Annotated in this window: 25 protein-coding genes; 9 read left to right on the forward strand and 16 right to left on the reverse strand. The window is 32.2% G+C overall.

Annotation, left to right across the window (positions count from 1 at the left end):
* A partial coding sequence (uvrA, locus tag ACIQ2Z_RS08300) for an excinuclease ABC subunit UvrA (RefSeq protein WP_396183675.1) occupies nucleotides 1-2,397 on the reverse strand: 2,397 nt, incomplete at its 3' end.
* 272 nt (nucleotides 2,398-2,669) lie between these two features.
* On the opposite strand from uvrA, the gene ACIQ2Z_RS08305 reads away from it, so the two are divergent.
* Together ACIQ2Z_RS08305 and ACIQ2Z_RS08310 are read left to right on the forward strand one after the other, a co-directional pair.
* Complete coding sequence (locus tag ACIQ2Z_RS08305) at nucleotides 2,670-3,254, forward strand: RNA polymerase sigma factor (RefSeq protein ID WP_396183676.1); 585 nt, start codon at nucleotides 2,670-2,672, stop codon at nucleotides 3,252-3,254.
* A 51-nt stretch (nucleotides 3,255-3,305) separates the two neighbouring features.
* On the forward strand, nucleotides 3,306-3,449 hold the full coding sequence (locus tag ACIQ2Z_RS08310; RefSeq protein ID WP_396183677.1) for a hypothetical protein: 144 nt from the start codon (nucleotides 3,306-3,308) through the stop codon (nucleotides 3,447-3,449).
* Nucleotides 3,450-3,463: 14 nt separating this feature from the next.
* Here ACIQ2Z_RS08310 and nth read toward each other — a convergent pair whose 3' ends face one another.
* Nucleotides 3,464-4,126, reverse strand: a complete 663-nt coding sequence (nth, locus tag ACIQ2Z_RS08315; protein WP_396183678.1) for an endonuclease III domain-containing protein — start codon at nucleotides 4,124-4,126, stop codon at nucleotides 3,464-3,466.
* A gap of 241 nt (nucleotides 4,127-4,367) precedes the next feature.
* On the opposite strand from nth, the gene bcp reads away from it, so the two are divergent.
* Complete coding sequence (gene bcp / locus ACIQ2Z_RS08320) at nucleotides 4,368-4,820, forward strand: thioredoxin-dependent thiol peroxidase (protein WP_396183679.1); 453 nt, start codon at nucleotides 4,368-4,370, stop codon at nucleotides 4,818-4,820.
* A 51-nt stretch (nucleotides 4,821-4,871) separates the two neighbouring features.
* Here the strand turns inward: bcp and ACIQ2Z_RS08325 are convergent, their stop codons facing one another.
* Nucleotides 4,872-6,329 (reverse strand): TonB-dependent receptor, encoded by a 1,458-nt coding sequence (locus ACIQ2Z_RS08325; protein ID WP_396183680.1) that lies wholly within the window; start codon nucleotides 6,327-6,329, stop codon nucleotides 4,872-4,874.
* A 101-nt stretch (nucleotides 6,330-6,430) separates the two neighbouring features.
* Between ACIQ2Z_RS08325 and ACIQ2Z_RS08330 the strand changes: the two genes are divergently transcribed.
* From ACIQ2Z_RS08330 to ACIQ2Z_RS08340, 3 genes are read left to right on the forward strand one after another with little or no spacing between them, the layout of a single operon-like run.
* The gene (locus ACIQ2Z_RS08330) at nucleotides 6,431-7,195 is read left to right on the forward strand and encodes an MBL fold metallo-hydrolase (protein ID WP_396183681.1); all 765 of its coding nucleotides are present in this window, start codon (nucleotides 6,431-6,433) and stop codon (nucleotides 7,193-7,195) included.
* 2 nt (nucleotides 7,196-7,197) lie between these two features.
* Complete coding sequence (locus ACIQ2Z_RS08335; protein ID WP_396183682.1) at nucleotides 7,198-7,683, forward strand: hypothetical protein; 486 nt, start codon at nucleotides 7,198-7,200, stop codon at nucleotides 7,681-7,683.
* A 38-nt stretch (nucleotides 7,684-7,721) separates the two neighbouring features.
* Entirely contained in the window at nucleotides 7,722-8,213 is a 492-nt protein-coding gene (locus ACIQ2Z_RS08340; protein ID WP_396183683.1) for a hypothetical protein, read from the forward strand.
* 1 nt (nucleotide 8,214) lies between these two features.
* Here the strand turns inward: ACIQ2Z_RS08340 and ACIQ2Z_RS08345 are convergent, their stop codons facing one another.
* From ACIQ2Z_RS08345 to ACIQ2Z_RS08380, 8 genes are all read right to left on the reverse strand, one after another.
* Nucleotides 8,215-8,859: an alpha/beta hydrolase gene (locus ACIQ2Z_RS08345; RefSeq protein WP_396183684.1), complete on the reverse strand. Its 645-nt coding sequence runs from the start codon at nucleotides 8,857-8,859 to the stop codon at nucleotides 8,215-8,217.
* A gap of 2 nt (nucleotides 8,860-8,861) precedes the next feature.
* Nucleotides 8,862-9,173 (reverse strand): DUF4870 domain-containing protein, encoded by a 312-nt coding sequence (locus ACIQ2Z_RS08350; protein ID WP_396183685.1) that lies wholly within the window; start codon nucleotides 9,171-9,173, stop codon nucleotides 8,862-8,864.
* Between the two features lies 1 nt (nucleotide 9,174).
* Nucleotides 9,175-10,428, reverse strand: coding sequence for a dihydroorotase family protein (locus tag ACIQ2Z_RS08355; RefSeq protein WP_396183686.1), 1,254 nt, complete (start codon nucleotides 10,426-10,428; stop codon nucleotides 9,175-9,177).
* The gene (locus ACIQ2Z_RS08360; protein ID WP_396183687.1) at nucleotides 10,425-12,365 is read right to left on the reverse strand and encodes a BatA and WFA domain-containing protein; all 1,941 of its coding nucleotides are present in this window, start codon (nucleotides 12,363-12,365) and stop codon (nucleotides 10,425-10,427) included. Before ACIQ2Z_RS08360 ends, ACIQ2Z_RS08355 begins: the two co-directional genes overlap by 4 nt.
* 106 nt (nucleotides 12,366-12,471) lie before the next feature.
* Nucleotides 12,472-13,815: a DEAD/DEAH box helicase gene (locus ACIQ2Z_RS08365; protein ID WP_396183688.1), complete on the reverse strand. Its 1,344-nt coding sequence runs from the start codon at nucleotides 13,813-13,815 to the stop codon at nucleotides 12,472-12,474.
* A gap of 88 nt (nucleotides 13,816-13,903) precedes the next feature.
* On the reverse strand, nucleotides 13,904-14,536 hold the full coding sequence (locus ACIQ2Z_RS08370) for a DUF2238 domain-containing protein (protein WP_396183689.1): 633 nt from the start codon (nucleotides 14,534-14,536) through the stop codon (nucleotides 13,904-13,906).
* A 135-nt stretch (nucleotides 14,537-14,671) separates the two neighbouring features.
* The gene (locus ACIQ2Z_RS08375) at nucleotides 14,672-15,436 is read right to left on the reverse strand and encodes a TIGR02757 family protein (protein WP_396183690.1); all 765 of its coding nucleotides are present in this window, start codon (nucleotides 15,434-15,436) and stop codon (nucleotides 14,672-14,674) included.
* A gap of 3 nt (nucleotides 15,437-15,439) precedes the next feature.
* Nucleotides 15,440-16,147 carry an ABC transporter ATP-binding protein gene (locus tag ACIQ2Z_RS08380; protein WP_396183691.1) on the reverse strand — a complete coding sequence of 236 codons (708 nt, stop codon included), beginning with the start codon at nucleotides 16,145-16,147 and terminating at the stop codon, nucleotides 15,440-15,442.
* A gap of 262 nt (nucleotides 16,148-16,409) precedes the next feature.
* Between ACIQ2Z_RS08380 and msrA the strand changes: the two genes are divergently transcribed.
* The 3 genes from msrA to ACIQ2Z_RS08395 are packed head-to-tail and all read left to right on the forward strand — an operon-like array spanning nucleotide 16,410 to nucleotide 17,997.
* Nucleotides 16,410-16,946, forward strand: coding sequence for a peptide-methionine (S)-S-oxide reductase MsrA (gene msrA / locus ACIQ2Z_RS08385; protein WP_396183707.1), 537 nt, complete (start codon nucleotides 16,410-16,412; stop codon nucleotides 16,944-16,946).
* Between the two features lie 47 nt (nucleotides 16,947-16,993).
* Nucleotides 16,994-17,665, forward strand: coding sequence for a GTP cyclohydrolase I FolE (gene folE / locus ACIQ2Z_RS08390; protein WP_396183692.1), 672 nt, complete (start codon nucleotides 16,994-16,996; stop codon nucleotides 17,663-17,665).
* A 41-nt stretch (nucleotides 17,666-17,706) separates the two neighbouring features.
* Entirely contained in the window at nucleotides 17,707-17,997 is a 291-nt protein-coding gene (locus tag ACIQ2Z_RS08395) for a hypothetical protein (RefSeq protein WP_396183693.1), read from the forward strand.
* A gap of 59 nt (nucleotides 17,998-18,056) precedes the next feature.
* On the opposite strand, the gene ACIQ2Z_RS08400 is transcribed toward ACIQ2Z_RS08395, so the two are convergent.
* The 5 genes from ACIQ2Z_RS08400 to serC form a co-directional block, all read right to left on the reverse strand.
* Nucleotides 18,057-18,377 (reverse strand): DUF6787 family protein, encoded by a 321-nt coding sequence (locus ACIQ2Z_RS08400; protein ID WP_396183694.1) that lies wholly within the window; start codon nucleotides 18,375-18,377, stop codon nucleotides 18,057-18,059.
* Nucleotides 18,378-18,380: 3 nt separating this feature from the next.
* The gene (locus ACIQ2Z_RS08405; RefSeq protein ID WP_396183695.1) at nucleotides 18,381-18,842 is read right to left on the reverse strand and encodes a DUF6146 family protein; all 462 of its coding nucleotides are present in this window, start codon (nucleotides 18,840-18,842) and stop codon (nucleotides 18,381-18,383) included.
* 63 nt (nucleotides 18,843-18,905) lie between these two features.
* On the reverse strand, nucleotides 18,906-19,463 hold the full coding sequence (locus ACIQ2Z_RS08410) for a hypothetical protein (RefSeq protein ID WP_396183696.1): 558 nt from the start codon (nucleotides 19,461-19,463) through the stop codon (nucleotides 18,906-18,908).
* Nucleotides 19,464-19,518: 55 nt separating this feature from the next.
* Nucleotides 19,519-20,478: a D-2-hydroxyacid dehydrogenase gene (locus tag ACIQ2Z_RS08415; protein WP_396183697.1), complete on the reverse strand. Its 960-nt coding sequence runs from the start codon at nucleotides 20,476-20,478 to the stop codon at nucleotides 19,519-19,521.
* A gap of 95 nt (nucleotides 20,479-20,573) precedes the next feature.
* Nucleotides 20,574-21,644: a 3-phosphoserine/phosphohydroxythreonine transaminase gene (gene serC / locus ACIQ2Z_RS08420; protein ID WP_396183698.1), complete on the reverse strand. Its 1,071-nt coding sequence runs from the start codon at nucleotides 21,642-21,644 to the stop codon at nucleotides 20,574-20,576.
* Nucleotides 21,645-21,720: the final 76 nt, after the last annotated feature.

Genomic DNA, 21,720 nt, shown 5'->3' on the forward strand with positions numbered 1-21,720 from the left:
TTGCAATTTTTGAACAATTTTAGCCTGATTTTGTTCTTTAAAAAAAGCTAAGGCATCGTCAATGGTCATGGTTAATATGTTGTCGATGTTTTTGCCTTCAAATTGAACTTCCAGAATTTCTTTTTTGAAACGTTTTCCACCACAGGTTTCACACTCTAAATGAACATCGGCCATGAATTGCATTTCAATGGTTACTTCGCCATCACCTTTGCAGGTTTCACAACGTCCTCCATCAACATTAAATGAAAAATGTTTAGGTAAATAGCCTCTTATTTTAGAGAGCTTTTGTTTAGTAAATAAATCCCTTATATCGTCATAGGCTTTGATATAAGTAACAGGATTAGAACGGGAACTTCGGCCGATTGGGTTTTGATCTACATATTCTATGTGTTTGATATGTAAAAAATTTCCACGTAGTTCAGTAAATTGTCCTGCTTTGTCACTCACGCCTTCCAATTTTTTCTGTAAAGCAGGAAACAATATTTTTTTCACCAATGTGCTTTTTCCACTACCTGAAACCCCGGTAATTAAGGTTAAACAATCTAATGGAAAAGTGACATCGATATTTTTTAAATTATTTTCACGGGCACCAATGACTTCAATATGATTTTTAAATTTTCGCCGTTTTTTAGGAATTTCAATTTCTAATTCGCCGTTTAAATACTTAGCAGTAAGGGAATCAGCTTTTAGAATTTCATTAAAATTACCTTCAGCAACTAAATATCCACCAAGCGTTCCGGCTTCTGGCCCAATATCAATTATTCGGTCGGCAGCTTTCATGATGTCTTCGTCGTGCTCAACCACTATTACTGTATTTCCCAGATTTCGAAGATTTTTCAAAACGTCAATTAATCGCTCTGTGTCTTTTGGATGTAAGCCAATACTAGGTTCGTCTAAAATATACATCGAGCCAACCAAACTGCTTCCTAGCGAAGTGGCTAAATTGATACGTTGTGATTCACCTCCTGAAAGCGAAGCAGAGTTTCTGTTTAAGGTGAGGTAATCTAATCCTACTTTTTGTAAAAAGGATAATCGGCTGTTTATTTCTACCAGTAATCTTTTAGCAACTTTTAAATCATATTCTGAAAGTTGTAATTCTGTAAAGTAAGAAATTAGGTTTTTAATTGGCAAATCTACTAAATCAGAGATTGTTTTATTTCCTACTTTGATATAGTTTGCTTCTTTTCGTAACCTTTTGCCTTTGCAGGTAGAACATTTTGTTTTACCACGGTATCGAGACAGCATAACGCGATTTTGGATTTTATAATTTTTTTCTTCCAGCTCATGAAAAAAATCATTTAAACCTGTAAAAAAGCTGTTTCCGTTCCAAATCAACTGTTTTTGATCTTCACTCAATTGATAAAATGGTTTGTGAATAGGAAAATCAAATTTATAAGCGTTGTTTACTAATTGGTCGCGATACCAACCCATGCTTTCACCTCGCCAAGGAAAAATAGCATTTTCATAAATAGACAAAGCAGTATTCGGAATTACTAATTCTTCATCAATACCAATTACATTGCCATACCCTTCGCAACTTGGACAGGCTCCGTAAGGATTATTGAAACTGAATAAATGAATATTGGGTTCTAAAAAAGTTAACCCATCTAATTGAAAATTAGTGCTGAATCCAATTCTATTTCCGGTTAAAACTTCTTGCAAGAAGCAGTCACCTTTTCCTTCATATAAAGCAGTTTGAGCGGCATCGGCTAATCGGTTTAAAAATTCTTCATCGCTTTTAACCACTATTCGGTCAATAATCAAAAGAATATCTTTATTATCCAATGTATGCTGTTCCAATTCATCTAAACGAACGGTTTCATTTTCCACTAAAACTCTAATAAAACCCTGTTGTAATAAAACTTTCAGTTTGTCTTCTAATTGTCTTCCGGTTTCTAAATGAATAGGAGCGAGGAGAAGCCATTTACTATCTAGTTCGAAAGTGGAAATTGTTTTCACAACATCAGTTACGGTATGTTTTTTTACTTCGTTTCCAGAAATGGGAGAGAATGTTTTACCAATTCGGGCAAAGAGTAATTTTAAATAATCATAAATTTCCGTTGAAGTTCCAACGGTAGAACGAGCATTTGTGGTGTTTACTTTTTGTTCAATGGCAATAGCAGGAGCAATTCCTTTGATGTATTCTACTTTTGGTTTATCCAATCTACCTAAAAATTGTCGGGCATAGGAGGAAAGACTTTCTACATAACGGCGTTGACCTTCAGCATATAATGTGTCAAAAGCTAAACTTGATTTGCCCGAACCTGAAAGCCCAGTAATAACAACCAATTGATTACGAGGAATAGCTACATCAATGTTTTTTAGATTGTGTAGTTGTGCTCCTTTTATCAGGATATTTTTTTTAGGCTCAAGTAACGCAAATTCTTCTGGTTTCATAGTAAATTTCAAAGAATCGCAAAGATAGTGATTTGAAAGATGAATTAAAACAACGGCAGAAAGCTATTTTTTCTATAAAAATAGAATGATTATTTGCGGTTTTCCGCATTTATTATATTTTGAGTGTTAAAATTTCAGTTAATATTTGTTTGTTAAATTAAAATTGTTTTAAATTTGGGATATAATTAATTTTAAATTAACAATAGCCTATAGTATAAAAATACTTTTTTAGAAAAAATTTACTCAAAACACGAACTCTAAAAGGTATTATTATGGCTACTGTTAACCTCTCCGACGCATTATTGGTTAAGAATTACATTGCTGGTGACGAAAAAGCATTGGCTATTCTTATTGAAAGACATCAATCTAAAATTTATGGATTTATTTATTCTAAAATTGCAGACCGCGCTATAACTGACGATGTTTTTCAAGATACTTTCATTAAGGTAATTAAAACCTTGAAATCAAATTCTTATAACGAAGAAGGAAAATTTTTGCCTTGGGTGATGCGAATCGCACATAATCTTGTAGTTGATCATTTCAGACGCAATAAAAAAATGCCAATGCATCGTGAAACTGAAGAATATTCAATTTTTTCATACATGACAGATAATTCTATGAATGTGGAAGGAAGAATGATAACTGACCAAGTGGAAGATGATTTAAGACGTTTATTAGACGAATTGCCGGCAGACCAAAAAGAAGTGTTGGTTATGCGAATGTATCAAGATATGAGTTTTAAAGAAATTGCTGAATCAACAGGAGTTAGCATTAATACTGCTTTAGGAAGGATGCGTTATGCTTTAATGAATTTGAGAAAAGTAATTGAAAAAAATCAAATTATTTTAACCAATTAAACAATAATTTTATTGGAGTTGTCGTTGTATAAGAAAACAAATATTTTTTATATGGCAAAACTTTACACTAGTAAAAAATTAGCGACTCCAAAGATGTTACCTAAAAAAGAAACGATACGTTTTTTGATTGATTATTCCAAAGCACTGAGCATTGTTAAGATAGGAAACATGACTTTTGAAACCATCGCTAATTAAAAGGAACATCCCGATTATAGTCGGGATGTTTTTTTTTCGATTTCTTTTAAAATAGATTTTCGGCCAATAGATTTTGTTATAATATCTTTTTCCAAACTCCAACCTCTTGCCGGCGAATATTCTCGTCCGTACCAAATGATTTGAAGGTGTAAATCGTTCCATAATTCTTTTGGAAAAATGGATTTAGCGTCTTTTTCAGTTTGTACTACATTCTTCCCATTTGTTAAGTTCCAGCGATACATGAGTCGGTGAATGTGCGTATCCACCGGAAATGCGGGTATTCCAAAAGCTTGACTCATGACTACACTTGCTGTTTTATGTCCCACAGCCGGTAAAGCTTCCAAAGATTTAAAACTTTGCGGAACTTCGCCATTGTGCTTATCAATCAAAATTTCAGACAAACCATAAATTCCCTTCGATTTCATCGGTGAAAGCCCACACGGACGAATAATTTCCTTAATTTCTTCCACACTCAATTTCACCATATCATACGGATTATCTGCTTTGGCAAACAAAAGTGGCGTAATTTGATTCACCCTAACATCCGTACATTGAGCAGAAAGCAACACTGCAATCAACAAAGTATACGGATCTTTGTGATCCAACGGCACCGGAATCGATGGATATAACTCATTTAACGTATTTATAACAAATGTTGCACGGTCTTTCTTCGTCATTTTCGTAATTTTATGATTGTAAATTTATACTATTAATTTTTATATGCCTAATCCAGCTTTCCGTTACAAGTTTTATTTCACAAAGCTGTTTTTGTTAAGTCCAAAAAGAGCTTCCTTTGGTCGCTTTTTTAGCCTTACAAAAACTAGCTTTCTTCAATAAAAGCTTTCCACTGCAATCTGGGGCAGGGGAGCAGTAGTTAAAAGTAGAATCAAATTATATAAAAATAAAAATATCAAAAATATGACAACATTAGAAAAAGGTTACAAAGCACCCAATTTTTCTGCAAAAGACCAAGACGGAAACACCCATTCCTTGACCGATTACAAAGGAAAAAAATTAGTGGTTTTCTTTTATCCAAAAGCAAACACACCAGGTTGCACGGCTGAAGCATGTGATTTGAGAGATAATTTTGCCCGTTTTGAAGCAAACAATTATGCTCTTCTTGGTGTAAGTGCGGATAATGCTAAAGCACAATTAAATTTTAAGAATAAATTTGAATTTCCCTTCCCTTTAATTGCTGATGAAGATAAATCGGTTATCCAAGCTTTTGGAGTTTGGGGTCCTAAAAAATTTATGGGAAAAGAATATGATGGAATTCATCGAACCACTTTTGTAATTGATGAAAATGGAATAATTGAGGAAGTTATTTCTGAAGTAAAAACGAAAGCCCATGCAAATCAAATTTTGGGATAAAAAAAAGTCGAATGTGATTTTTACATTCGACTTTTTAGTTTTCTAATTAATTTATTTTGTTTGTTCAACTATGATTTTTTTGGGATCATAACCGAATAAGTTGTCTCTTTTTATGATTTCTGCAACTCCTTTTGGTAGCATATCTTCCCAACCAGGTGTGCCTTTTGTAATCATTTTTAATACACGGCGAGAATAAATTTCTAAATTATTGTGATTAAAATCCTCAATATCAACAACTTTTCCGTTGAATTTAAAGAATTTATACAATTCTTTCATTCGTGGATGTACTTTCAAATTTTCAGAGTTCATGACTGTGCCATTCTCATTTTTCATTGGATATAAAAATACCTTAAGGTCACGATAGAATAATTTTCCAAAGGCTTCTAAAATTCCTCCGCTTAAATGGCGGTAATATTTTTCGTCAAAAATATCTACCAAATTGTTAACCCCCATAGCTAATCCCATCCTGGCTTTTGTATAGCTTGAGAAATATTCCACTACTCGATAATACTCCTGGAAGTTTGAAATCATTACATATTGTCCTAATGAACATAATAATTCTGCTCTGTCCATGAAGTCGCGTTCGTCTATTTCACCTTCTGATCTTAAGTTTGAAAGAGTGATTTCAAAAATTACCAACGTATTATCAGCATCAACTTTACTTTCATTCAAAAACATTTCAAGTGATTTTTCATACATGTCCATATTCACGCTCGTAACGGGACGAAAACTCCCTCGTAAAGCAAGAATATTTTTTTTGTATAAAATGGAAGCCGGTAAAATATTAGTTCCATCCGGGCCAAACATTACGGCATCTGTCATTCCGTTTTTAACTAATTGTAAACTCATTAAACGATTATCTACATTAGCAAAACGTGGTCCAGAAAAGTTAATGGTATCAATCTCTAATTGGTCTTTATCTAAGTGGTCATATAAATAACGAAGCAATTTTTTTGGGTCATTGTATTTATAAAAAGCACCATAAATAAGATTTACTCCTAAAATCCCTAATGTTTCTTGTTGTAAACGGGCATCTGTTTCTTTAAAACGAATGTGTAATATAATTTCATTATAATCTTCATCCGGTTCAATTTGGTATTTAATACCTACCCAACCATGTCCTTTGAATTGTTTTGCAAAATCAATAGTAGCCACTGTATTGGCATAACTGAAAAACATTTTATTGGGATGCTTCACGCGATCCAATCGTTTTTCAATTAAGTTTACTTCGTGATGTAACATTTTTTTTAAACGACTTTCTGTTACATAACGACCGTCTTTTTCAACACCATAAATGGAGTCGCTAAAGTCTTTGTCATAGGCAGACATCGCTTTTGCAATTGTTCCTGATGAACCACCAGATCTAAAGAAATGTCGAACAGTTTCTTGTCCAGCACCAATTTCGGCAAAGGTTCCGTATATGTTTTCATTCAAATTGATTCGCAGAGCTTTATCTTTGATTGAAGGAATCTGCTCAATCGCCTTATCACCCTTTAATTTTATTTCCATAGCATATTTTTCCATATTTCCTTAGTAATACATTGCAAAGTTAACAAATATCATACCGTAATAAAAGATTAATAATGCTATTTTTGTGAAAATTTAACGTCTTGAGGATTTATTTTTTAGGTACCGGCACATCTCAGGGTATTCCAGTTATTGGAAGCAATCATTCTGTTTGTAAGAGTAAGGATGTTAAAGATAAACGCCTTCGGGTTTCTGTTTGGATTCATGATGAAAAAAGCTCAATAGTGATTGATTGTGGTCCGGATTTCAGACAGCAAATGTTAACCTGTCGATGTCAAAAAATAGATGCTATTTTGTTTACTCACGAACACGCTGATCATACTGCAGGTTTAGATGACATTAGGCCTTTTTTTTTCAAACAAGGGGATATTCCAATTTATGCTCATAAACGTGTAATTGCCAATTTGAAAAAACGATTTGATTACATTTTTGAAACTGAAAGTAAATATCCGGGAGCTCCATCTGTAGCCATAAATGAAGTAATAAAAAATAATACTTTTAAAATCGGTCAAAAAAATGTTATTCCAATTCAAGTAATGCATGGCTCGCTTCAGGTTTTTGGTTACCGAATAGATTCTTTTGCTTATTTAACAGATGTTAAAACTATAGAATCAAGTGAGTTGGAAAAATTAAAAAACCTAGAAGTTTTAGTAGTCAATGCCTTGCGTGAGGAACCTCATGAAACCCATTTTAATTTGCAGGAAGCTTTAGATTTTATAACTTTGGTTAATCCTAAAAAGGCTTATTTAACACATATTAGCCACTTATTAGGATTTCATGAAGAAGTGCAACAAAAATTAACATCGAACGTTTATTTAGCTTATGATAACCTTGAAATTATAATTTAATAATGAAAAAGTCTTTATTTCTCTATTTATTTATTGTCTCCTTTTTAATGATGATTTTTACTTATATGTATTATAGTAAAAAAGTAAAATTTGAAGCGGAGCGATTTGAAAAACTTAAAGTTAAAATGAATGACAGCATTCAGTCGTTAAATAATCAAGTTTTTGAAGCTAATTATTTTACACTTTTGAATAATGATAATGCACAAAACTATTTAGAAGATTACTCCATCCCAAAATTAATTTCAAAAATTGAACAAAATTTGATGGAGTTAAATGATAATCCGGAAGGAAATCCTTTAGTTGAATATGGAAAAATAGGAGACCAAAAATTCATAATCAATAAAATTAAAGTTATAAATCACCGTTGGATTATTGCTGATTTCAGCAATGGTGATCTTTGGGGAGAGGTTTTATTGCAGTACCTCATTGAGGAAGATGAGCAATTGACTTTTAAAATTATTCAATCTACTTTATATGTCAAGAAATAATGTTTTGTATCTTTAACTTTCTTTATTAATTTGTAGATATGAAAAACAGTTTGCTTTTACTTTTTGTGGTATTCAATTTAGTTTCCTGTAAAAAAATTAATCAGGAAATCGAACCTGAATTAGTCAAAAAACAAACGTTTATCGATACCGTTGAAAATTCAGATAAAGATGCCAACGGTTGCTTGACATCTGCGGGTTATGTTTGGTCTCAACTAAATAAAGAATGTGTTAAAATCTATCAATCTGCCATTATTTTATATCCGCATGCTAATCAAACTAATGAGGATGAAACTTTAAATGCCTATGTTGTTTTTAGTAAAGAAGGCGGAAATGAAGCAGAAATATTTTTTCCCAATACTGAAAAATCAAATCTTTTTATTCGCAAAACTGAAGGGCAGCCATGGAAATATCAAGATTGGCAATTGATTCCCTGGAAAGGATTTATTCTTAAAAAAGGAGAAGAAATTAAATTCACCGGAGATGGTGAATTTGGTCCCAAAGTTACCGGAAGCGATAAAATAGAAAATTAGTTTATTTATTTTCTGCCAACCATTTTCTGAAATCAAAGAAATTTTGAGGCGAAACTCCGTGACCAATTGGATATTCTTTATATACAACATCAATTCCAAAATTTTCCAATAATTGAGGTGTTTTTCTAGCCCATTCTACCGGAATAACTTGGTCTACAGTTCCATGGGAAGCAAATATTTTTAATCCTGATATATCATTTTTTTCAAAACCTTCAATAGCCATGTCTAAGTTCAAATAACCACTCATCGCAACTACTTTTGCAATTTTAGTAGGATAGGAGAGTGCTACGGCATAACTTAAAATGGAGCCTTGACTAAAACCAATCAAGCTAACTTTAGTTGAGTCTATAGGATATTTTGCTAGTAATTCATCAATAAAATTAGCAATCATATCACGAGATTGACGAGCTTGATTTAAATCTGAAAACTTGTTTACATCTGCATCAAAATTAATTTCATACCAAGCAAAGCTTCCAAATTGCATGTCATAAGGAGCCTGAGCAGAAATTACAAAATATTCTTCCGGAAGTTCAGAAGCAAAGGAGAACAAATCTGCTTCATTGCTACCGTAACCGTGTAATAATAATAGAAGAGGATTTTTTTCTTGAATAATTTTTGGTTCACGAACCAAATAATGTAATGACATAATTAGAGATTTTTAAATAGTTTTTGGTAAAATTCACCCAATAAAGGAATGCTTTTCTGTTGACCATTTAAAGCTCCCATAAATCCATAAATCCAAAGTATAAAAAAGAAAAGATAAAAAGCTGATGAAATCATCCAGCTATCAAAATAGCCAATAAGGTATCCTAGAGCAAAAAAAGTAATAAAAATTCCCAACGCTTGACGAATATGAAAACTGGCAAAGGTACTTTTTGATTCACTATTCATGAAAATTGCAACTACAGCACCAATAATGGTAAGGTATGCAACGATTGCAGCATTTTTATTTTGTTCCATATTATCTTATTACTAATTTTCCGTTATTATAAATTCCATATACTTTTCCTTTCATTTCCTGTCCTAAAAAGGCAGTGTTTTTTGATTTGGAAAGTACATTTTCTTTAGTAAAAATCCAATTTCCATTTGGGTTAAAGAAAGATAAATTTGCGACTTCACCTTCTTTTATCGAATTGTTATTTAATCCAAAAATAGCTTTTCCCGCAGTCAATTTTGAAACAATCACGTCTGTAGGCAAAACAATTTGTAATGCTCCGAAAGCACTTTCTAACCCAACTGTTCCGTTTTTAGCCATATCAAACTCCATTTTTTTATGTTCTATATCAATTGGATTATGATCGCATGTAATCATGTCGATTGTTCCGTCTAAGACACCTTGTATTAAAGCTGTACGATTAAAATCATCACGAAGAGGCGGATTGACTTTAAATCGGGTATCAAAACTATCCAATTTTTCATCGGTTAAAACTAAATGATGTATTGCTACACTAGCCGTTATGTTCAATCCTTTTGCTTTTGCTTCACGAATTAAATCAACCGATTTTGAAGTAGATATCGTTGGAATGTGCATTTTTCCACCGGTATATTCCAATAAAAACAAATTTCTGGCAACCATTAATTCTTCCGCTAAAGTTGGGATTCCTTTCAGGCCCAATCGGGTAGAAACAATTCCTTCGTGAACAACTCCACTTCCTTTTATTTTTTCATCTTGCGAAAAGGCAATTAATAATCCGTCAAAATCCTGAACATATTGCAATCCTATTTTTAACAAATTAGCATTTGAAATATTCTTTCCATAATCGCCAAAGGCAATGGCTCCAGCATTTTTCATGTCAAACAATTCGGCTAAATCTATGCCTTCTGCATTCTTTGTGAAAGCTCCAATGGGAAATAAATCGACAGCATTTTCTTTTGCTTTCTCTTTGACAAATCTAATTTGAGCTTGATTATCTAGAATCGGCAAAGTATTTGGTTGCAAAGCAATGGCAGTAAATCCACTTTTTGCTGCTACCGATAACCCATTTGCAATTGTTTCCCGCTCTTCAAATCCAGGTTCTCCTAGGGAAACAGAGGTATCAAACCAACCTGGGGAAACATGTAAATTTTCAAAACTTATTTCCTCAAAATCAGATGCTTTTTCAAGATTCTTCCCAATTTTGAGTATACTTGAGCCAGACAGCTTTAAATCAATAGTTTGATTATGATATGGACTATTCTGATCAATTATTGTTGCGTTGCGTATGATTAGGTTCATTTCACAAATTTTTGAATGAGTACTTCCAAGACCAAAAATAATAAAGTTAACCACACAAACCATTTCCAAACAGCATTATCTATTCGATTAGTTTGTAGGTTATTAAAAACGGTTTCCATTGAATTACCGTTTTCATATTTTTCAACCAAATTTGAATTATCTAAACTTAAATCACTTTCAGTTCGAGGATAATTAAAACTAATATTTTTTAAAATGGAATTATCTTTAAAAGCATTGTAATTTCCAGCAATTGTAGGGCTTTCAACAAACGAGAGTTTAACTTTATTGTTTACTATTTGTTGTTGTGGTATAAATTTTTCCGCTTTTTCATCTGTTACCGAAATTACTGAAATAATCTCATCTTTTGATAAAAGTTGGTCAACAGTAACCGGAGTTGAAGTTCCTATTGGTAACGCATTTATGCCTGTTTTTGCACTTTGCAGTGCCATATTATAAAATGTTGGCACTATCAATGGTGAGTTTTTAAAATTTGAATTGTCTTTATGGATTGGGGCTGAAAATACATAAACAGAACTCAAAGCGGTTGAAAGAGCAGTTAAAAACGGACTTTGGTCTTCATAACTTAAAATTGCAGGATAAGTGCTTATTAGTCCAAAACCGGAAACCGTTTTAGGATATTGAAAATTCTCCACTTTTTTTTCAAAAACACCAGAATATAATGGGTGAGCGAACGAAATGCCCGTAATTAATTTCTCCTTTTGTATTGAATTATTCATCGAAATAGCACCAAAATTTCTTAAAAAAAGGTTTGAATTAGAAATGCTAGTTTCTGAAGATGGAATAAAAATCAAGTTTCCACCTTTTTCATAAAATGATTTTAACGTGGTTTGTAACGCTTGTGGAATTTCTTTAAGCTCATTTAAAATGACAACATCTTGTTTTTCAAGTAGATTATAGTCTAATAATTTTAATTCAAATTGAGAAAATATAAATTCATTTTCAGTAAATATTTTTGTTAGAAATTGATTTTTTTCTACTTGACCAATCGCTAAAATATTTGTTTTTTCAGGTTTAGAAATGCTAAAATAATAGTAATTGTCATAAACCAATCCTGAATCATCTAAATATACATAACCATTAAAATCTGCTTTTGGAATAGTGAAGAAAAGTTCTCTATCAAGTTGATCAACTGTAATTTGTGTTTTAGCAATCAATTGTTTTTGATTATACAATGCAACCGGAATTTCCATGTCCGATTTTCCATAAGATTTTATTTTTACACCTATTTCGTAAAAATTATCTAATGTTTGGTGTAAATACACACTATCAACAGAAACATTATTTTTTTGTTCTGAATTTGGAATAATAAAGAAAGGAAAATGCGTTTTATCAATTGGTTTCAGTTGATTCTCCTGTAAATTAATTGCATCGGTTATGATGACTAAATCTTTATTATAAGGTGTTTTTCTCGATTTAATTTTAGTTAAGCTTTGATCTAATTGAAACGAATTGACACTATAATTCAAATTCATCAATTCATTCTGTATTGATTTGATATCAGTATTCCAATAAATAGCATCGTTGGTTAACAATGAAAACGTTTTGTTCTCCGGGATATTTTCTAATAATTCCTGTACAGAACGTTTGAGCAGTTCTCCTTGTTTTCCTTTGGCTTGCATACTAAAGGAATTATCAAGAATGATATAAAGTTCATTATTTACTCCTTTACTATCTTTCGCTTTGAAAAAAGGTTGTGCAAAGGCAAAAATCAAAGCTGTTAATAAAAATAAACGGGTAAGTAACAGAAACCATTTCTTAAGTTGTGAACTTTTACGCGTTTGTATAGAAAGTTCTTTAAGAAATTTTACATTGGTGAAATATTCCTTTTTAAAACGACGAAGTTGGAATAAATGAACCAAAATTGGTAAAACCAATAAAAATAGGAAATACAGAATTTCAGGATATTTAAACTGCATTTAATGAAAGTTTTTCAAAGATAGTTTTTATATTTTAATAGTACAAAAGAATTATATTGAGGTCTCTAGAATTAAGTTTTTAGAATACTTCACCTACTTATTTATTCTATTTTTTCTTTCTTTTAGCATCTCTTTTCTTCTCTACACCACGATTTCTGGATTCTGTTTTTCTGGGAGTACGTTTCCCAGGCCCACCTAAATTAACCTTTTTGTTTTTGTCTTTCTTTTCATGAAATGCTTCACCACCCTCTTTTTTTGGCCGTTTCAGAAGCACTTTCATTTTTCTTTTCTCTTTTTCGAATTCGAGTATTTTTTCCTCGATTTCTATATTGGGTAATGCTAAAAACTGAATTTCTTTTTCCATTAAAATTTCAGCTTCAATTTGAATTTCTTCTTCTCTCGGACTCACAAAACTTAAGGCAGTACCGGTTTTATCGGCACGACCTGTACGTCCGATGCGATGCATGTATTGAACAGGAACCTCCGGAAATTCCATATTTACTACATGTGTTATATCTGAAATGTCTAAACCACGAGCCATTACATCTGTGGTTACAATTCCTCTGATTTCTCCTGCTTGAAAGGAAGCCATGGTATTCAAACGATAATTTTGTGATTTATTGGAATGAATTAATCCGAATTGATCAGGAAAATCTTCTTCTAAGGAAGCGGCAACTAAATCGGCCGTTTTTTTATTATTAATAAAAATTAAAAGCCTTGACATACTTTCGTCTGTGTGCAAAAGTTTTTTCAGCAAATTAATTTTAGTTAAAAAATTAGGTACTTTGTATCCGAGTTGAGAAATCTGTTCCAATGGAGTTCCGGATGGAGCTAAAGAAACTTCAATAGGAAAATCAAAATATTCGTCTAACATGTCATCTACTTCGTCTGTCATTGTTGCCGAAAATAGAATGTTTTGTCTTTTGATTTTCAACATCGTTAAAACGGAAGTCACTTGAAATCGAAAACCTAAATTCAACATTTCATCAAATTCATCTATAATTAATTTTTGAATTTCATCAAAACGAATCACATTGTCCAAAGCTAAATCCATCACTCGACCGGGTGTTCCTACTAAAATGTCAACACCTTGATAAACAGCAGTTTTTTGGGTATTAATATTTACACCACCATATACGCCAAGTGTTCTAACTGACATGTGTTTTGTCAATTTAACAACTTCTTCAGCAACTTGCACTACCAATTCACGGGTTGGAACTAAAATTAAAACCCGTGGTGTGTGTGTATTTTGGAATTTCCATTGTTTTAAAATAGGAAGTAAATAAGCAAATGTTTTACCTGTTCCGGTTTGAGCAATTCCCATCATATCACAACCGGATAAAATAACCGGCATCGATTTTATTTGAATAGGCGTAGGGATTAAAAAGCCCATTTCATCCAATGCTTTTTGTAATGATTTGGGTAGGTCAAAATCCAAAAAAGTGCTCATAAATACATAGTTTTTGCAAAGGTACGCATTTTTGAAGGAAGAATAGAATTGATGGATTTAGAAGAAAATGATTGTCTGTCTTTTACTTTTAATTTAATTTTTTAAAAAGTCTAATAGTTATAGTTGCCAAAATTGCTCCGACAAATGCTAAAAAAATGTCTTTTTGAGCATCCCAAACATCCCCTTGTGTGCCTAGATAAGCATGTCCTTGAGCTTTGAAAAAGATGTCGGCCACTGCCCATTCTATTATTTCATACAAAGCTCCTATAGAAATTGACAATTCTATTGGCAGCATCCAAGATATTGTTTTAGGCAATTTTAACCAATGTCTAAATAATTCCTGAAAAGGATAAGTTAGTAAGAAACCAAATCCAAAATGTACTATTCGATCATAGTGATTGCGTTCAGTATTAAAAATGTCTTGTAACCAATAGCCTAATGGATTTTCTGCATAAGTGTATTTTGATCCATATACATGTAGGCATAAGAAAATGAAAATGAATAAATACGACAAATCGCTAAAGACATATTTTTTATAGGTTAGGGCTAAAAATAAAAGAGATAAAATGGTCAATGTGTTTTCAATCCACCAATTATTATAATCTGAAGTTCCTATAAAAGTGGATACCCAAAGCATAAAAAAAAGCAAAATGTATCCTATCAACCATTTATTTTTAGGAAACAATTCTCTTGTAACGGATTCTGCCAAAGTGAATTTCATGAGGGAGGAATAGAATTGAATTAAATTAAATATATTGAATAAGACCAAATTACAGTTTTTTGTTGAAATAAAGATATTTTTTAAAACTTTGAATAGCAAGAATTAGGTTAGCGAATCAAATTTGCCTCGTTGATTTTAAAAACCTTCAAATACTCCAAGACCAAACAAGGCAAAATCATATTTTACAGGATCTTTTGAATCTAAAATTCGCAACTGAGTATCCAATTCAAAAAGTGCTTTTCCATCATTTTGTTTTCGATGGAGCAGTCCTAATTTCCTTGCAACATTTCCAGAATGGACATCGAGTGGACATGATAATTTACTGGGTGGAATTGATTTCCAAATACCTAAATCTACACTTACTTTATCTTTACGAACCATCCAACGTAAATACATATTGATGCGTTTTGCGGCTGAATTATTCAAGGGATCAGAAATATGTTTTTGCGTTCTATTTAAATGTTCAATTTCAAAAAAGGTTTTTTTGAATTCCGAAATACTTAATTGTAAGGAATCATTTTGCTGATTTTTTGCAAAAACGGCTTCTAATCCGGAATGATTTTCATAAATATTTTTTAACCCTTTAATAAAAGTTACACAATCGATTCCGTTAAATGTACGATGTACAAAATTGTTAACTGTTTCCAATTGATTATCAGAATGATTCATGATAAAATCATAGGGCGAATTTCCCAACAAATCCATTAACTTCAGCCCATTTTTGATTATCATTTTCCGGTTTCCCCAAGAAATTGTAGCAGAAAGAAATCCTGATATTTCAATATCTTCTTTTAATTGGTACCGATGAGGAATTTGAATTGGGTCACTTTCAATGAAGTTCGGATGGTTGTATAAAACAACTTTTTCATCTAGAAATTCTTTCAGTTCGTTTTTTGTCATGAATTAACCTTTGATTGGGTTCAAATTGGTTAAATCAACCCAACCTGCATTTTTTTCAAATAAGCCATCTACCATAACTAATTTTCGGTCAGCCATATTTGCTAAGGTTTCATTGTGGGTTACAATTACAAAAGTTTGACCGAATTCATTTCTTAATTTAAAAAATAATTCATGTAAGTTTTCTGCTGAAGCGGTATCTAAATTTCCGGAAGGTTCATCAGCAAAAATAACAGCCGGTTTATTAATTAATGCTCTGGCTACTGCTACACGTTGTTGTTCTCCACCGGAAAGTTCACCGGGTTTGTGATCCATGCGATTTGATAAACCTAGGTATGCTAATAGTTTTTTTGCTTCAGCTTCAGCTTCAGTTTTACTTTTTCCTGCGATGTAAGCTGGAATACAAACATTTTCCAATGCCGTAAATTCCGGCAGTAATTGATGAAATTGAAAAATAAACCCAAGTTTTAAATTTCTAAACTTAGATAATTCTTTGTCATTCATTTCTAAAACAGATTGTCCATCAATGATTAGCTCTGTTCCAGCTTGTGGTGTTGGTTTTTCTAACGTTCCTATTATTTGTAACAATGTAGTTTTACCAGCACCTGAAGCTCCAACAATTGAAACAATTTCACCTTTATTCACAACTAAATCTACTCCTTTCAAAACATGAAGTTGGTCGAATTTTTTATGAATGCTTTTTGCTTGAATCATATCAGATAGTTTTCACAAAGTAACAAAGATTTTAAGGATTATTGAACCTATCATTTCTATTTATCGTTGTATAAATAATAAATTTAAGTTAACATTACCAAAACTGTTTAATTTTATCTTATATTTGTTAAACAAAAAATCAATTATGAAAAAGTTATTCTTTGTGCTCATTACTTTTACAACTATTTCATGTCAATCACAAGATAAGAAATCAAATTATAGTCAAGTTAAAGAACCAATTAAAATTAAAATGACAAACGAAATGGAAATTGCCACTTTTGCCGGTGGATGTTTTTGGTGCACAGAAGCCATATTTTTAGAATTAAAGGGTGTTGATAAAGTATTGCCGGGTTACATTGGCGGAACTGTTCAAAATCCAACGTATAAAGAAGTTTGTAATGGTTCAACTGGTCATGCCGAAGCGATTCAAATTACTTTTAATCCGAAAATAATTTCTTACGGGGAATTGTTGGAAATATTTTTTGCCACACACGATCCAACCACGTTAAATCGTCAAGGGAATGATGAGGGCACTCAATACCGAAGTGAAGTGTTTTATTATACAGACATTCAGAAGCAACTTATCCAAGATTATATTGCATTAATGACTACTGAAAAAACGTTTAAAAATCCAATTGTAACAAGAGTGAGTCCTGCTTCAGAATTTTTTATGGCTGAAGATTATCATCAAAATTATTATAATTTAAATAAAACACAATCGTATTGTAGTTATGTTATCACACCAAAAATTGAAAAATTGAAAAAAAATTATAAACAAAAACTAAAAAGTAATTTTTAAAAGATAAAATCTTAAATGTACTTCCAACACTAAAAAAATATAAAGCTATGAATACCTTAATAGAAAAAGAATTATTTGAACTTTTAGGAGATGAACATCATATGACATCCGCCGAAACTCCTTTGAGACCTGATGCATTTGTTAAATCGGATGTTGAAAAAATGGCAACTATTGAAAAGCATTTTCACATTATTATGGAAGAAATGGGACTCGATATGACAGATGACAGCCTTAGAGGTACCCCGCATCGAGTGGCAAAAATGTTTATTCAGGAAATCTTCAGTGGGTTAAATCCGGCGAATAAGCCTAAAATATCTGTTTTTGAAAATAGTTATAACTATGATAAAATGTTAGTGGAAGCTAATATTAGTTTTAATTCAACTTGCGAGCATCATTTTCTACCCATAATTGGTAAAGCACATATTGGTTATGTTTCTAACGGAAATGTAATAGGTTTATCGAAGTTGAATCGAATTGTGGATTATTATGCTAGACGACCACAAGTTCAGGAACGGTTGATTATGCAAATTTTTAATGAATTAAAATCAGTTTTAAATACTGAAGATGTTATTGTGGTAATGGAAGCAGAGCATTTATGTGTATCCAGTCGAGGAATCAAAGACAGTTCTAGCTTTACATCTACTATTCAATATGGTGGAATTTTTAATTATAAAGAAAATCGTAACGACTTTTTTAATTTATTGAAACAAGATAAGTAATTTGGCATTACATTTGTTTTTTAATTTTTTAAAAAGCACAAATGTCAGAAATAATTAAAAAGATTGAACCAAATAATAAATCCAGAGATTTATGGCTGGGTTTACTATTTGACGGAATTGGAATGTTGTCGTATTTAGTGCCTTTTTTAGGTCCTATTTCAGATGTAATTTGGGCTCCGATAGCCAGTTTAATCTTATTGAAAATGTACAAAGGTAATGTAGGAGCAGTGGGCGGAATTATTTTGTTTATCGAGGAACTATTACCCGGATTCGATTTTATACCAACATTTACATTAACTTGGATTTATACTTATCTAATAAAAAAGAACTAAAAAAATAGCTTCACAAACGTGAAGCTATTTTTTTAATTTAACCTTAGAACCTTAGAACCTTAGTCCCTTTTCCCTTCAAACCAATCTGCAATAAACCCTAATTTCATGCCGCGAAGCATCTTTTTTTCAAACCACCAAAAGAAGGTAAATTGTCCAAACAAGAATCCAAGGAGTACCAATAAAACCTGATAAATTGGAAAAATGGCAAGTAAACGAATGGGGAGAAAAAATCCACCCAAATTCTCCTCTGTTAATCCAATGTAATTGGTAAATGGTTTGGACAAATAGGCAGATAGGGAACCTGTTATTGCGAACACTATAAAAATTATAACTAATTGAAAATTAGACGTAATTCCCCAGCGTTCTTTTAATTTTTCCATCGATTAAAGTCTAGGTTCAAATCCTCCTAATTTTTGCTTATATTTTTGTTGAAAATAAACGAAATAGTTATAAAGAATATAATTTACTTCATAGCCATAGTTAATATTATTTTGGTAATCAATTTGCATCTCATAGAGCATTGGGTCATATCGATTATGATCAAAAACTCGTTGATTATAATTTACAACCCAAATCCGATTTCTATTTTCTAAGTAGGATTGGTCATAATAATTTCGGGGTTTTGCTGTAGCCAATAACCAAGAATTAAAACCGGGTTCAATGATTATAATTTCATATTCTAATTCATCATTAACAATTCGAATAGTATCATTAACGGTAGGATTATTTTCAGTTGAAGCCATGCCGTTTTTTGAGCCACTGCAAGAGCAAATAATATAGTTTAGAGAAATTAAAATAAACCATTTTTTCATTTCATAAAGATAAGAAAAAAAAATATTAGACATTATAGTATTGATTTAACAAAAAAACCACCTCAATAGAGACGGTTTTTGATTAAGTACTGATTACTATTTAAAAAATTTACTTAAAAATCCACCTAATCCACTACTTTTTGTATTTACAGCTGTGATTGCATCTTGAAGGTCGACTTTACCGTCTTTATTTTGGTCTAATCCAAACTGACCGCCATATTTAGTAATTGCATCCATTAAACCTGAATTTCCCGAACCACCTGAAATTGCATTGACTAAATCGGAAACTTCAAATCCTTTTACATTGGGGTCTTTTGCTTTTCCAACCAAAGATTCTAAAACTTTTGGAATCATGTTTGATGCCACACCGTTTGAAGCATTAGAATCGATTCCAAATTTCTGTTCTAAATTACCTGATACTTGATTAACTAATTTTTTTACAGCCGGATTTGACGTTGAACCGGCATTATTTCCTTGAAATAAGCTGGCTAATTGTTCCAAATTGCCTTCAGATGCAATTTTTTGTAAACCAGATAGTAGAGAACTACCTGTTTCATTCATAACTTCTTCATTCAATTCATTTGGAATTGCATTGTTTTTAACAACCGCATCATTTCCAAACTGTTGGACTAATTGATTTAATTGATCGAACATATTTTTTATTTTATAGTTTCAATCAAAAATAGATAATAATTCATTGAAAACAATATTATTTTTCAGTTTTTAATAAGCTTATAATCTGTTCAGCTAATTCGGTTCCAATTCTGTCTTGAGCTTCTTCTGTAGCGGCTCCGATGTGAGGAGTTAATGATATTTTTGGATGCATTAATATTTTAATTTCCGGAGTTGGTTCATTTTCAAATACGTCTAATCCGGCAAATAAAACTTTTCCTTCATCTAATGCTTCGATTAAAGCTACTTCATCAATCACTCCGCCACGAGCGGCATTAATGATTCCAACATTATCTTTCATTCCCTTCAATTCATCACGACCAATTACGTAACCCTCTTGAGCAGGAACGTGAAGCGTAATAAAATCAGCATGTTTAAATAAATCCTCCATTGGTTCTGTTTGAATATCAACATTTATAAACTGACCATTATAGAAATCAACGCGAATGACAGCTTCACCAACATATTTATCAGAAGCAATAACTTTCATTCCTAATCCTAATGCCATTTTAGCAACTGCTTGTCCGATTCTTCCAAAACCAATAATTCCTAAGGTTTTTCCACGTAATTCAATACCATTTGCATAGGCTTTTTTCAGGCCGTCAAAATTGGTATCACCTTCCAACGGCATATTTCTATTTGAATCCTGCAAAAATCGTACACCTGAAAATAAGTGTGCAAAAACCAACTCTGCTACCGATTCTGAGGAAGAGGCAGGAGTGTTGATTACGTGAATTCCTTTTTCACGAGCATAAGCTACGTCTATGTTATCCATTCCAACACCACCACGTCCGATGATTTTTAAACTCGGACAAGCATCAATAATATCTTTGCGAACTTTCGTTGCACTACGCACTAAAATTACTCTAATTTGGTGTGTATTAATATAATTGGCCACTTGTTCTTGTGCAACTTTGGTAGTTATAACTTCAAAACCACCTTTTTCGAGAGCTTTAATTCCACTTTTAGAAATACCATCATTTGCTAATACTTTCATTTTTTTAGGTTCTAAGGTTCTAAGGTTCTAAGGTTCTGAGTTTCTAAGTAACTGAGAAGCAAAGTCGCTGTGAACTACGTTTATATTTACTTCTTTTAAATTTTAACTTCTAATTCTTTCATTACGTCTACCAAAACCTGCACACTTTCTAAAGGTAATGCATTGTACATGGAGGCACGGTAACCACCCACAGAACGGTGACCCGGAAGTCCTGAAATTCCGGCTGCTTTCCACATCGAATCAAAAATAGGAGCGTGGGTTTCATCGTTTAGTAAAAACGTTGCATTCATGTTACTTCTGAATTCTTTTACAGCTGTTCCGGTAAACAGCGGATTACGATCAATTTCGGTATAGATTAAGTTAGCTTTTGCTTCGTTCACTTTTTCAATAGCTGCAATTCCTCCAAGATTTTTTAACCATTGTAAAGTTAAAAGAGAGGCGTACACAGGAAAAACAGCAGGCGTGTTGTACATGCTTTCTTTATCAATGTGCTGTTTGTAATCTAACATATTTGGAATGGTTCGACCCGTTTTTCCCAGTATTTCCTCCTTTACAACCACTAATGTTGTGCCGGCAGGACCCATATTTTTTTGAGCACCTGCATAAATCAAATCAAATTTTGAAAAGTCCAATGTTCTCGAAAAAATATCCGAGCTCATATCGCAAACCATCGGAATATTCAAATTTGGAAATTCTTTCATTTGAGTACCAAAAATGGTATTATTGGATGTACAGTGAAAATAATCCGCATCAGAAGGAACGGTATTTTCTTTTGGGATATGATTATAATTTTCTGCTTTTGAAGAACCAACAACAAGCGTTTCACCAAAAGCTTTCGCTTCTTTAATGGCTGAATTTGCCCATGTGCCGGTATCTAAGTAGGCAGCTTTTCCATTAACTTTCATTAAGTTATAAGGAACCATCAAAAATTCTAAACTGGCTCCACCATGTAAAAACAAAGCTTGATAACCTTTTCCTTCCAATCCTAATAATTCTAAGGCTAAGGCTCTGGCTTCATCCATCACGGCAACAAAATCTTTGCTACGGTGCGAAATTTCCAATATGGATAATCCGGAGTTATTAAAATTTAATATCGCTTGAGCCGATTTTTCAAATACTTCTTGTGGTAAAATGCAAGGACCCGCACTATAGTTGTGTTTTTTCATGAGTGTAGTTTAATTTCGATATTGAACTGCAAATTTCAGAAATTCACACTGAATAGATTTATTATTAAAAGTTGTT

The sequence above is a fragment of the Flavobacterium sp. genome (assembly GCF_044361015.1).
In the GTDB taxonomy this organism is placed as follows: domain Bacteria; phylum Bacteroidota; class Bacteroidia; order Flavobacteriales; family Flavobacteriaceae; genus Flavobacterium.

Excerpts from the sequence above, each read along its gene's own strand:
- ACIQ2Z_RS08305 (WP_396183676.1), top strand. The coding sequence starts at position 2,670 with ATGGCTACTGTTAACCTCTCCGACGCATTATTGGTTAAGAATTACATT.
- ACIQ2Z_RS08310 (WP_396183677.1), top strand. The coding sequence starts at position 3,306 with ATGGCAAAACTTTACACTAGTAAAAAATTAGCGACTCCAAAGATGTTA.
- nth (WP_396183678.1), bottom strand. The coding sequence starts at position 4,126 with ATGACGAAGAAAGACCGTGCAACATTTGTTATAAATACGTTAAATGAG.
- bcp (WP_396183679.1), top strand. The coding sequence starts at position 4,368 with ATGACAACATTAGAAAAAGGTTACAAAGCACCCAATTTTTCTGCAAAA.
- ACIQ2Z_RS08325 (WP_396183680.1), bottom strand. The coding sequence starts at position 6,329 with ATGGAAATAAAATTAAAGGGTGATAAGGCGATTGAGCAGATTCCTTCA.
- ACIQ2Z_RS08335 (WP_396183682.1), top strand. The coding sequence starts at position 7,198 with ATGAAAAAGTCTTTATTTCTCTATTTATTTATTGTCTCCTTTTTAATG.
- ACIQ2Z_RS08340 (WP_396183683.1), top strand. The coding sequence starts at position 7,722 with ATGAAAAACAGTTTGCTTTTACTTTTTGTGGTATTCAATTTAGTTTCC.
- ACIQ2Z_RS08345 (WP_396183684.1), bottom strand. The coding sequence starts at position 8,859 with ATGTCATTACATTATTTGGTTCGTGAACCAAAAATTATTCAAGAAAAA.
- ACIQ2Z_RS08350 (WP_396183685.1), bottom strand. The coding sequence starts at position 9,173 with ATGGAACAAAATAAAAATGCTGCAATCGTTGCATACCTTACCATTATT.
- ACIQ2Z_RS08355 (WP_396183686.1), bottom strand. The coding sequence starts at position 10,428 with ATGAACCTAATCATACGCAACGCAACAATAATTGATCAGAATAGTCCA.
- ACIQ2Z_RS08360 (WP_396183687.1), bottom strand. The coding sequence starts at position 12,365 with ATGCAGTTTAAATATCCTGAAATTCTGTATTTCCTATTTTTATTGGTT.
- ACIQ2Z_RS08365 (WP_396183688.1), bottom strand. The coding sequence starts at position 13,815 with ATGAGCACTTTTTTGGATTTTGACCTACCCAAATCATTACAAAAAGCA.
- ACIQ2Z_RS08370 (WP_396183689.1), bottom strand. The coding sequence starts at position 14,536 with ATGAAATTCACTTTGGCAGAATCCGTTACAAGAGAATTGTTTCCTAAA.
- ACIQ2Z_RS08375 (WP_396183690.1), bottom strand. The coding sequence starts at position 15,436 with ATGACAAAAAACGAACTGAAAGAATTTCTAGATGAAAAAGTTGTTTTA.
- ACIQ2Z_RS08380 (WP_396183691.1), bottom strand. The coding sequence starts at position 16,147 with ATGATTCAAGCAAAAAGCATTCATAAAAAATTCGACCAACTTCATGTT.
- msrA (WP_396183707.1), top strand. The coding sequence starts at position 16,410 with ATGGAAATTGCCACTTTTGCCGGTGGATGTTTTTGGTGCACAGAAGCC.
- folE (WP_396183692.1), top strand. The coding sequence starts at position 16,994 with ATGAATACCTTAATAGAAAAAGAATTATTTGAACTTTTAGGAGATGAA.
- ACIQ2Z_RS08395 (WP_396183693.1), top strand. The coding sequence starts at position 17,707 with ATGTCAGAAATAATTAAAAAGATTGAACCAAATAATAAATCCAGAGAT.
- ACIQ2Z_RS08400 (WP_396183694.1), bottom strand. The coding sequence starts at position 18,377 with ATGGAAAAATTAAAAGAACGCTGGGGAATTACGTCTAATTTTCAATTA.
- ACIQ2Z_RS08405 (WP_396183695.1), bottom strand. The coding sequence starts at position 18,842 with ATGTCTAATATTTTTTTTTCTTATCTTTATGAAATGAAAAAATGGTTT.
- ACIQ2Z_RS08410 (WP_396183696.1), bottom strand. The coding sequence starts at position 19,463 with ATGTTCGATCAATTAAATCAATTAGTCCAACAGTTTGGAAATGATGCG.
- ACIQ2Z_RS08415 (WP_396183697.1), bottom strand. The coding sequence starts at position 20,478 with ATGAAAGTATTAGCAAATGATGGTATTTCTAAAAGTGGAATTAAAGCT.
- serC (WP_396183698.1), bottom strand. The coding sequence starts at position 21,644 with ATGAAAAAACACAACTATAGTGCGGGTCCTTGCATTTTACCACAAGAA.